Below are 10,960 nucleotides of genomic sequence, written 5' to 3' on the forward strand. Positions count from 1 at the left end.
TTCTCTTTCTTCTACTGTTAGGGAGACAATGTATTTTTTCTTGGGCATCACACACACCAGATTGATTTGGGTGTTTATAGATTATCGTGTTTTTGTATCCCTCAACTCAAAATTGACAGACTACTAGAGCAATTCCAAACTCATTACAAGGACACCACAATTACCAGAGAAGACATTTTTCATTACACCTACGCAGTCTTACACAATCCAGAATACCGCCAAAAATACGAACTCAACCTCAAACGCGAATTTCCCCGTTTACCTTTCTACGAAGATTTTCATAAATGGGTTAACTGGGGTAAAAAATTAATGGATTTACACATTAACTACGAGAATATCGAATCCTACAACTTAAAACGTCAAGATATTCCTGATATTTCCAAACCCAAACCTCAATTAAAAACTGACAAAACCAAGGGAATTATTACCCTAGATGATATGACCAGCTTATATGGAGTCCCAAAAATTGCTTGGGAATATCGTTTAGGAAATCGTTCCGCACTGGAATGGATCTTAGATCAATATAAAGAAAAGAAAATTAAAGACCCGACCATTGCAGAGAAATTCAATCATTACCGTTTTGCTGATTACAAAGAACAAGTTATCAATTTATTGCGACGGGTCTGCACTGTGAGTGTAGAAACTATGCAAATCATTTATCAAATGTAAATTATATATAGCAATTTAAATGTCGTGTAAGGGAATTTTATGTATCAAAACATCAATAAATAGGGCGCACGTCGGTGCACCCCTACAAGGGTTTTGCAATGATGGAATTATTCGTCCCGCAACAACCAAAAACCGCTATAAGTCATTCCTGAATCATCAGGTTGTATCAATAAAAAGTGTAATCCTTTACTTTCTTGCTTGCGTTGCTGATAATTTTGTGCGGCTGCTGCAACTTCTTTGTCTTCAAAAGTCACAACAACCCATCGATCTATCAAACCCGCTTCTAAGACAAAACCATCGGGCGCGCCAGCAATGTAATTTATCTCTACTGGACGAACTTCTTGGAACCATCTTGCTAAACGCATGGATTGTCTGCCACCATAAATAACAATTCCGGGAATTTTTACAGTTGAAGCTAAACCCAAATTAATTGGCAGACAATAATCCGGCATATCTAAAATTGGAATTGGGCGATCGCCAAAGATATCAACAATATCACCCGCAGGTAATGTCGCTAAACGCCATTCTTGACCCCAAAGATTTTCTGGTAAAGGCATTGGAGGGGGCTTATCCAAAGCTATCGGATACTGTTTTTCTTGCAACCATTTTTTTAAAGCTGTGGTGCGACGAGTCGGTTCAACCTTAATTCCCAAATTATTTCCAGCTTGCTCAATTAAACTTAAAGACTGGGGACGAAATACTTGAATTACATCCGGTTTTTCCCCTACTTCTTGGATTTGGGAAGCAAGCCAAGTAGAATTTGCTTGTGATTGAGGACAACTAGCCTCATATTTTAGATCGAGATTGGGGTCGCAAATCAATAAATCCCAGAACACCTTAGTTGATGCATCTTGCTGGGGACTGCGATAAAAATCAGCTTGCCAGATTTTCATAGAGCTTTTTCGTTCAAAACTACCGGACTTTTTCCCATTTTTAAGGGAGTTAGGGGGTTATCAACAACGGCAATGGGTAATAAAAAATACTTCCCAAATATCCTCTTAGCAAATACCACTTGATTTATTTTTAGAAATACTTATTACTCACCAAACTGTATTAATTGAGAAAAATCGCATGATGGTGAATATGATCTTCCATAAAAGAAGCAATAAAGTAATAACTGTGGTCGTAACCTTCTTGATAACGTAAATTCAAAGGTTGTTTGACTTCTCCACAAGCTTTTTCAAATATTTCTGGAAGTAGTTGCTTTTGCTGTAAAAAACTATCAGCGGTACCTTGATCGATCAAAATTGGAGAATGAAAACCAATTTTCTTCACTAATTCAGTTGCATCATAGTTACTCCAGGTTTCTTTGTTATCCCCTAAGTAACCACTTAAAGCTTTTTCTCCCCAAGGACACTGCATTGGTGCAACAATAGGCGCAAATGCTGAAACTGATTTATATTGTTCGGGGTTACGCATCGCACAGATCAAAGCACCATGTCCACCCATCGAATGACCAAAAATACTTTGTTTATCAAGATTGACCGGGAAATTTTCAGCAATTACCTTAGGTAACTCTTCAACAACATAACTGTACATCTTGTAATGAGATGACCAGGGTATTTCCGTCGCATCCACATAAAAGCCTGCACCTGTACCAAAATCCCAGCTTTCATCTTCACCTAAAATACCTGTGTTGCGAGGACTAGTATCTGGTGCAACCAATAATAAACCATGTTCTGCAGCATATTTCTGTGCTCCGGCTTTAATCATAAAGTTTTCTTCGGTGCAGGTTAAACCAGACAACCAATAAAGAATAGGTACATTTTGAGACATCGCTTGGGGCGGTTGATAAACAGCAAAACGCATTCCACTATTACAGCTAGAAGAAAAATGAGAATAAAAGCCAAGTTTCCCACCGAAGGTTTTATATTCTGAACTGAGTTTAATCATATTTATGAACTGCCTTAAATGCAGGAAGAATAAAGAAAAAGTAAAAATAGTTAATAGCCAAAGAATATTTTAAACACCTTTTGTCGCGAGAACTCAGATTGCTGGAAGTAAGTATTTGTAGAATTCCTTAATTTGTATTCATATATTTTATTATTAAACAAGTTGCATACAGTAATCCTATATGCAATTATTTGAGTATAAGGATGTTTCGCTTCTAAGAGGTATTCCAAATGAGCGGAAAACAATTAAAACGAAATGAATATGACCTAATACTTATTGGTTCTGGAATGGGAGCTCTTACCGTTGCAAGTTTAATGAGCCAATTGCGCAATAAAAGGGTTTTGGTACTGGAGCGTCACTTTAAAGCAGGTGGTTTTACTCATGATTTTAGACGCAAGCAATTTCACTGGGATGTGGGGTTGCATTATGTAGGAGAGATGCAACCGGGTTCGCAGATGCGAGGTATATTTGATCTAGTCACAGCAAATCATGTCCAATGGAATAAAATGCCGGAACCCTTTGACAAGTTCGTTTATCCGGAATTTAGTTTTAATCTGTATGGAGATGAAAAGAGATATATAGCTGACCTAATTAAACTATTTCCTCAAGAAAAGTCAGCAATTCGGCAATATTTTCGAGATCTAAAGAAAGCTGCGGGAGCTTTAATTAACGACTCAATGGGAAAAAGTAGTTCTTTACCAGTTAAGTTATTGGGGAGTGCAGGTAAATTATGGAATAGATTTCCCTTGAATCTCACAGTGAAAGACTACTTGGATAAGCGTTTTCAAGATTCAAAACTTAAGGCTTTACTGGTATCTCAGTGGGGAACCTACGGACTTTCTCCAAGTATTTGTGCTTTTGTGCAACATGCAACGGTTGTGCAATCTTATCTCAATGGTGGGTATTACCCTGTGGGAGGAGCAGGTGAGATTGCTGCTAGCGTGAAGAAAATTGTCGAAAAATCCGGTGGAAAATTCTTGCTAAACCGCGAAGTTACTGAAGTTTTAATTGAAGACGGTAGTGCGGTAGGAGTAAGAGTTCGTCAGCTAAATGCTCAAAATGTAAATACCAAAAATGTAAACACCAAAGATAATCCTGACACAGCAACTTCTTCAGCAACAGAAGAATATTACGCACCTGTGATAGTCTCCAATGTTGGTAGTGCAAACACTTACCTGAAACTAATCCCTCGGGATTATCCAATCCCCTTCCGAGATTCTCTACAAAGATTTATCAAACAATATTCGCCTACAACTAATCTGACTGTATATTTAGGATTCTCCGAAGATCTAAGAAAACTAGGTTTCAAAGGTGAAAATCACTGGATTTATGGCAGCATTGACCATGACAAAATTTACGAATGCAGAGGTGATTGGATTAATGATGAACAACCCCTAAGTATCTACCTTTCATTCCCTTCACTAAAAGATCCAAAAGCAGAAAATCATACAGCCGAAATTATCGCATTTAGTGACTACAAATCTTTTGCACAATGGAAAAATCAACCTTGGTTACATCGCGATGATAATTATCAGCAACTAAAACAAGGTCTAATGGATAGGCTAATTGATTTTGTAGATAAATATTATCCTGGTTTTGCTGACATCATTGCGTATAAAGAACTTTCTACACCTTTAACCAACGAACATTTTACTGCTCACTACCAAGGAGCGATCTACGGACTTCCTGCTGTATGCGATCGCATCTCTGATGCGCGTTCCGTACGCTTCGATCCACAAAACTCAGCTTGGACAACTCCCAAAACCCCATTACCTGGCTTATACCTTACAGGTTCTGATGTTTGCTCCTTAGGAATTATTGGTGCAATGATGGGGGGTGTTTTCACCCTAAGCGATCTACCCGGTGGTATTTCATTCCCAGAGGTGTTTGCTGGTGCAGCAAAAAGCAAGTCCAAATGACTCAATATTTTCATAGCAAAAGATTTAGAGACCTTCTATGAAAGGTCTCTAATATAAAAAATTGTGTTATACCAAAACACGATTAATATTTATATTTTTTAGTTCGGAAGTCAGTATTCGGAAATCAGAAGTAAAATAGGTAAAACAAGAGAAGAAAGATTTATTGAGTAATCACCAATTCCCAATTATCAATTACCAATTACCAACTTGACACATAATCTTTTTTCAGCAGCGCAAACATTTTTAAATCGTGAAAATGACCCTTCCAAAAACCACGTTCTCTTAAAATCCCTTCCTCTTGAAAACCTAGTTTTTGTAATAATTTCATAGATGCAATATTTGGTAACATAACCGTTGCTTCGATTCGGTTTAATTGCATTATTTCAAAACCATAATGAATTACAGCACTAAGAGCTTTAGTCATTATTCCCTGTCTCCAATAAGTTTGGCAAAGTTCATAACCAATTTCGGCACGCAAACGATTTTTGTTCCATCCACTATAACCACAAGTTCCAATTATTATATTTTCTCTCTTTTTAGCTATTCCCCAACGTATAACTTCCTGCTCTCTAAAACCTTCACTTAAGCTATAAATTAGATATTTAGCTTCTTCAATATTTTTAAATTCTTCAACATCATGATATTCAAGGACACTTGGATCGGAAAATATTCGATAAATAGCTTCTGCATCAGATAATTTGATCTCTCTTAAGACTAAACTTTCTGACTCTAATTTTGGAAATTTGTAAAGCATATATTCATGCAAAAGATTGCGATTTATTCAATGCGATTTACCAACAACTATTATTATCTCACCAAATAAAAATAGTCGCATAAATGCAACGTTCACACATAGCCCGCAGGAACCACAAATTCTTAGAATTCGATTGAATTAAGTTATTTTTATATAATTATATGCTCGAATGCTCTAATTAAACGTGACTACACTTCTAATAGAATCGCCTTGATGCATTAAATCAAAAGCATCGTTAATTTTTTCAATTGGCATTACGTGGGTAATCAAATCATCAATATTGATTTTTCCTTCCATATACCAATCAACAATTTTTGGTACATCAGTCCGCCCCCTTGCTCCACCAAATGCTGAACCTTTCCAAACTCGCCCGGTTACTAATTGAAAGGGACGAGTACTAATTTCTTCACCTGCACCTGCAACACCAATAATAATGCTTTGACCCCAGCCTTTATGGCAACATTCTAGGGCTTGGCGCATAACTTTGACATTACCAATACATTCAAAGCTATAGTCTGCACCACCATCAGTTAAATCGACTAAATACTTAACTAAATCACCTTCAACTTCATTGGGATTGACAAAGTGGGTCATCCCAAATTTTTCTGCTAAGGGGCGTTTCTTGGGATTAAGATCTACACCAATAATTTTATTGGCTCCCACCATCCGCGCTCCTTGAATTACGTTTAAACCAATACCACCCAAACCAAAGACAACCACATTAGCGCCGGGTTCTACTTTTGCAGTATAGATTACAGCACCTATACCTGTTGTCACGCCGCAGCCGATATAACAAACTTTATCAAAGGGAGCATCTTCGCGGATTTTCGCAAGAGCAATTTCTGGTAAAACAGTATAGTTGGCGAAAGTAGAAGTACCCATATAATGGTAAAGTTTTTTGCCATCGATAGAAAAGCGACTACTACCGTCAGGCATTACACCCTTACCTTGGGTAGCGCGAATAGCTTGACAAAGATTAGTTTTAAGACTGAGACAATATTCACATTGGCGACACTCTGGGGTATACAAAGGAATCACGCGATCGCCCTTTTTCAGGCTAGTTACTTCTTTACCAACTTCGACTACAACACCCGCACCTTCATGTCCTAAAATCGCAGGAAATAAACCCTCAGGATCTCTACCAGAAAGGGTGTAAGCGTCGGTGTGACAGACTCCACTGGCTTTTATTTCCACCATCACTTCGCCAGCTTTGGGACCTTCAAGTTGCACCGTTTCAATGCTTAGTGGTTTACCTGCCTCGTAAGCGATTGCTGCTTTAACTTCCACTTTCTACTGTCCTTCTGTGTATATTTCCTAAATTATCTGATGTGATTTTATTAAGTTGATATTGGCAAATTTGATATTGGCAAATTTGATATTGGCAAATACTGGAGATAATTATTCATACTTTGATGCAAGTTAAAGGTTAGCCTATGAATACCAATACAGCTAGCTCTAGTTACATAAATTAAAGAAATGGCAAAGATCGCAGCTATGAAAATAGACTTTTGGCAACAGTAAATTAATCGCCTCAAATAATCGCCTCAAATAATCGCCTCAAATAATTCCCTCAAAATTATGAAACAAGGGAATACCAAACTATAAATCTCCCAATACAACTAATTTTGTTGATATATCATTGCATGATAAGGGAAGCGTCATGCCTTCTGCATATCGCATCTTACATCTGAAAAAATGCAATTATATAAATGGGCTATTTAATTTACTGGAACTCCCTAATATTTTTTCCTATCCTCCGTTCCCTGTTCTCTTTTCCTGAGATATCACTTAATTTTTTTTAGATATGACTCGAATTCTTCCAAAGCTTTAGGAACCCCAAAGATATTGGCGCGCTCAACAAATTGAGGAATAATTTTTGCAACAGGGAGATCGGGAAAATTTGGAGAAGTATTGAATTCCATATACTCACTGTTGACCAGTATATAAATTTTTAAGGTGCCATCAGCATAGATCCATAATTCTGGTACCCTCAATTCTTGATATGCAGCAACTTTATTTATGGACACACCATCAGTATCTATGACTAAATCTGGCGGTGGTTGTTGAGTCAAATTTAATGTCTTTTTACCGGCGACCTCTTGATGATTTTGAATGTAAAAGCAGTTATCTGGCTCGATTGCGACTCCCCGATTCTCACTCTTTAAAGTGGTTGACCCAAAAGAAATCCAAGATTTTTCCTGAGATTTCAGCGACATCTCAAGCAAATTTGCAATTACGACTTTCCCCCTTTCCTCATCTCCTAGGGGAGACATAATTTCTAGAACTTTATCAGCGTATGCGATTCTGAAAGAACGATTTTGCTCTAGTTCAACTAATATTTGATTTAATCTTTGCCAAGAAACAGGCTGTAAGATTAATTTTTCTCCCGGTTCTAGTTGCAGTTCCAAGGAATTTTTGGGTTTTGTGGATATAGCATTGAGGTCGTAACCTTTGGGGATAAATACAGATATCTGGGATTTTTTCCAACTAGGTTGAGTGCGATAAAATTCTTTGTTATTCATTTTTAGAACATAAGTGTTACTTCTAACCCGCTACTTCGGAAAGCTTGAATCATCTATTGGTAGAGTTGTTATACTGCTTTGTACTAAAGCATTTTGAGGATTTTCATAAGTAAGGGGCAACTTGAGTAAATCTTAAAAGTTATCCTATCAGTATTTAGATCTGGATATCACATAATGGGAACGAAGATTTCTTCATATTTTCTATGAGTTTGTGAAATTATTGTTGGTGCGCGAACTAATACAATAGTTTTATTAATCTAGTTGTTTCAGACACCCTTCCCTAGCTATGAATCCTGCTCTAACAAAAATTGGTGCCCAAATGTCCAACCTGAGTGGTGTTAGAGCCATCATGAAGGATGTGATTGAAACCTTGGAAGCAAGCAAAGGTAAGGATTTAATTAATTTAAGTGCGGGTAATCCGTTAATTCTGCCAGAAGTAGAACAGTTATGGCGTGATTGTACTGCACAGTTACTAGCTAGCCCAAATTATAGTGAAGTTGTATGTCGCTACGGTTCTTCACAGGGTTATGCACCTTTAATTGAAGCTATTGTTAAGGATTTTAACCGACGATATGAATTAAATTTAAGTACGCGTAATGTTTTATTAACACCGGGCAGCCAAAGTTTATATTTCTATGCTGCAAATGCTTTCGGAGGTTACACCACTAATGGTGAACTCAAACAAATTATTTTACCTCTTAGTCCTGAATATACCGGTTATGGTGGTGTCTGTTTAGTTCCGGAAGCTTTAATTGCTTATAAACCGACTTTAGATATCGATGCTTCATCCCACCGATTTAAATACCGCCCTGATTTTAGTCAATTAGCGATCGCTGAAAATAGCGGTTGTGTAATATTTTCTCGTCCTTGCAATCCAACGGGGAATGTACTGACGGATGATGAAGTAAATAAAATTGCTTTAATGGCTGCACCACATAATGTACCGGTATTTATCGACTCAGCATATGCGCCCCCATTTCCGGCATTGAATTTTACAAGCATGACGCCAAAATTTGGTGGGAATATTGTCCACTGCATGAGCTTATCAAAAGCAGGTTTGCCGGGGGAACGTGTTGGAATCGCAATTGGTGACGAACGGATTATTGAGGTTTTGCAGTCCTTTCAAACCAATATGTGCATTCATCCATCTCGTTACGGACAAGCAATTGCAGCCTACGCGATTAATTCTGGGGCTCTGGTAGAAATTAGTGAAACTGTTATTCGTCCCTTTTATCTAAATAAATTTACGGTATTAGAAAGTACCTTAGATTCAGCCATGCCGGATAGTTTACCTTGGTTCTTACATCGTGGTGAAGGTGCTATTTTTGCTTGGCTATGGTTGGAAAACTTACCAATTACAGACTGGGAATTTTATCAGCGACTCAAGGAGGTTGGGGTTATTGTTGTACCAGGTAGTACTTTCTTTCCTGGCTTAAATCAAGAATGGGAACACAAACAGCAGTGTTTCCGCATTAGTCTTACGGGTAGCGATCGAGAAATTGCGACCGCAATGGAACGGTTAGCCCAAGTTGCTCAAACTGTTTATCAAGGAGATAATTGATGAGCTAAAAAAGATATTCTCTTGCGCACCTAAATAAAAACCTTCGTATATTAATCTTGTTTAGCGGTTTGTTACAGCTCAGCATAAGACTCACCTAAAAAAGACATTCTCTTGTACATCTCAGACGCTCTTGTATATTCATCTTATATGGCGGTGCGTTACGGCGCGGCGATAAGAGTCACCTAAAAAAGATATTCTATTGCGCATCTCAGACGCCCTTGTATATTAATCTTATATGGCGGTGCGTTACGGCGCGGCGATAAGAGTCACCTAAAAAAGATATTCTATTTCGCTCGTTCTAGCGTAAGCGTACTGTAAGTATTGTGCATTAACTGATAACTGATGGATGGTTGGCTAGAAATTGGAAAAATTGTTGCTCCACAGGGTTTGCAAGGAGAGATGCGGGTTTATCCAGAAACTGATTTTCCCGAACGTTTTGAAGTCCCCGGACAACGTTGGTTATTATGTCCGGGAAAAAGTGAACCTGAACCTGTGGAACTAAAAAAAGGACGTTATTTAGAGGGAAAAAACTTATACGTAATAAAACTAGCTGGGATCGAATATCGCGATCAAGCAGAAGAATTACGGGGTTGTAAGTTATTGGTTCCTGAGAGTAATCGCCCCCAGTTGGGAGAAGATGAATATCACGTGATGGATTTGATTGGCTTATCAGTTTTTCTTCAAGAGTCCGGCGAACTGATTGGTAAAGTTATTGATGTGATTCCTGCAGGTAACGATCTGTTGGAGGTTGAGTTACAAGATTCTGACAATAAGAAATTTGAGAATAAACAATCTGAGAACAAGAAGAAAGATAAGCAAAATGTTTTAATTCCTTTCGTGAGAGCAATTGCACCTGTAGTCGATTTGGAAGCTAGTCGAATTGAGATTACACCACCACCAGGTTTGTTAACTATTAATGACTAATTTGATGCTCAGAAGCTTTTTCCCTACTCTCTTCTCTAGCTCAACTTCACTTGCAGAGTAGTTTAGCTATTCCTCTCGACGTACACCTTTCCCTATTTGATTGTCGCTGCAGTCAATCACGGGAGCAAGTTTACCTCGTCTTCGTTGTTTTCTATTCGGCAGGATAAAAATGCTAATACTGCAAGCAAGCCAAATACCAATTAGGAAAACAATCAGACAAATAAATTTCTCAGGAGACGCGACAGGGACTGCAACGTCTCTACTAGAGAATCTGTTGAATTGGTGTTACCTCTTTATTTAGGGATATTAGGAAGTCCAAACATGCATGGCAAGTTTATAATTAGCAGCTTGCTTTATTCTACGGACAAACACTAGTAATAAATGCAACAAGCATTATGTGTAAATAAAGTTATTTAACTTAAGAATACAAAATTATTGCATATCTCAACATCAAACAAGAAATACAATGCTCAGTCTAAAAGTTAAACCTGATGGTGCGAATACTGGTGAATATAAGAGAGTAGTAATTTTTTATGTATTTGCTTAATTCTGACGCTAATATTGTTTGTATTTAAACAGGAGCGCGGTCGGAGTAATTTTTATGACACCTGCATCAAATAATACTACACATTTGTTATGAGACTGGGTTGTTATTGAGCCTAAATGACGAGCACTAAAGTTTATCCGAAAATAATAAAAGGTAATATTAAAATTATTT

Annotated in this window: 9 protein-coding genes; 4 read left to right on the forward strand and 5 right to left on the reverse strand. The window is 37.7% G+C overall.

The annotated features are described in order from the left end of the window. Positions 1 to 66: 66 nt before the first annotated feature. The gene (locus tag QNJ50_RS16060; protein WP_300636953.1) at positions 67 to 669 is read left to right on the forward strand and encodes a type ISP restriction/modification enzyme; all 603 of its coding nucleotides are present in this window, start codon (positions 67 to 69) and stop codon (positions 667 to 669) included. Between the two features lie 107 nt (positions 670 to 776). Here the strand turns inward: QNJ50_RS16060 and QNJ50_RS16065 are convergent, their stop codons facing one another. Further along, positions 777 to 1,562 carry a Tab2/Atab2 family RNA-binding protein gene (locus QNJ50_RS16065; protein WP_300636955.1) on the reverse strand — a complete coding sequence of 262 codons (786 nt, stop codon included), beginning with the start codon at positions 1,560 to 1,562 and terminating at the stop codon, positions 777 to 779. 160 nt (positions 1,563 to 1,722) lie between these two features. Further along, positions 1,723 to 2,562, reverse strand: a complete 840-nt coding sequence (gene fghA, locus QNJ50_RS16070; protein ID WP_366914274.1) for an S-formylglutathione hydrolase — start codon at positions 2,560 to 2,562, stop codon at positions 1,723 to 1,725. A 230-nt stretch (positions 2,563 to 2,792) separates the two neighbouring features. Here fghA and QNJ50_RS16075 point away from each other — a divergent pair, with 230 nt between their 5' ends. Beyond that, positions 2,793 to 4,481, forward strand: a complete 1,689-nt coding sequence (locus QNJ50_RS16075; protein ID WP_300636957.1) for an NAD(P)/FAD-dependent oxidoreductase — start codon at positions 2,793 to 2,795, stop codon at positions 4,479 to 4,481. Between the two features lie 199 nt (positions 4,482 to 4,680). On the opposite strand, the gene QNJ50_RS16080 is transcribed toward QNJ50_RS16075, so the two are convergent. The 3 genes from QNJ50_RS16080 to QNJ50_RS16090 form a co-directional block, all read right to left on the reverse strand. Further along, complete coding sequence (locus QNJ50_RS16080) at positions 4,681 to 5,235, reverse strand: GNAT family protein (protein ID WP_300636959.1); 555 nt, start codon at positions 5,233 to 5,235, stop codon at positions 4,681 to 4,683. 174 nt (positions 5,236 to 5,409) lie between these two features. Further along, positions 5,410 to 6,522 (reverse strand): S-(hydroxymethyl)glutathione dehydrogenase/class III alcohol dehydrogenase, encoded by a 1,113-nt coding sequence (locus QNJ50_RS16085; RefSeq protein WP_300636961.1) that lies wholly within the window; start codon positions 6,520 to 6,522, stop codon positions 5,410 to 5,412. Between the two features lie 497 nt (positions 6,523 to 7,019). Further along, a complete protein-coding gene (locus QNJ50_RS16090) occupies positions 7,020 to 7,757 on the reverse strand; it encodes a Uma2 family endonuclease (RefSeq protein WP_300636963.1) in 738 nt (245 codons plus the stop codon). Between the two features lie 286 nt (positions 7,758 to 8,043). Between QNJ50_RS16090 and QNJ50_RS16095 the strand changes: the two genes are divergently transcribed. Together QNJ50_RS16095 and rimM are read left to right on the forward strand one after the other, a co-directional pair. After that, the gene (locus QNJ50_RS16095) at positions 8,044 to 9,318 is read left to right on the forward strand and encodes a valine--pyruvate transaminase (RefSeq protein ID WP_300636965.1); all 1,275 of its coding nucleotides are present in this window, start codon (positions 8,044 to 8,046) and stop codon (positions 9,316 to 9,318) included. 342 nt (positions 9,319 to 9,660) lie between these two features. Beyond that, positions 9,661 to 10,242 carry a ribosome maturation factor RimM gene (gene rimM / locus QNJ50_RS16100; protein ID WP_300636967.1) on the forward strand — a complete coding sequence of 194 codons (582 nt, stop codon included), beginning with the start codon at positions 9,661 to 9,663 and terminating at the stop codon, positions 10,240 to 10,242. Positions 10,243 to 10,960: the final 718 nt, after the last annotated feature.

It is taken from the genome of Mastigocoleus sp. MO_188.B34, assembly GCF_030065675.1.
Lineage (GTDB): Bacteria > Cyanobacteriota > Cyanobacteriia > Cyanobacteriales > Nostocaceae > Mastigocoleus.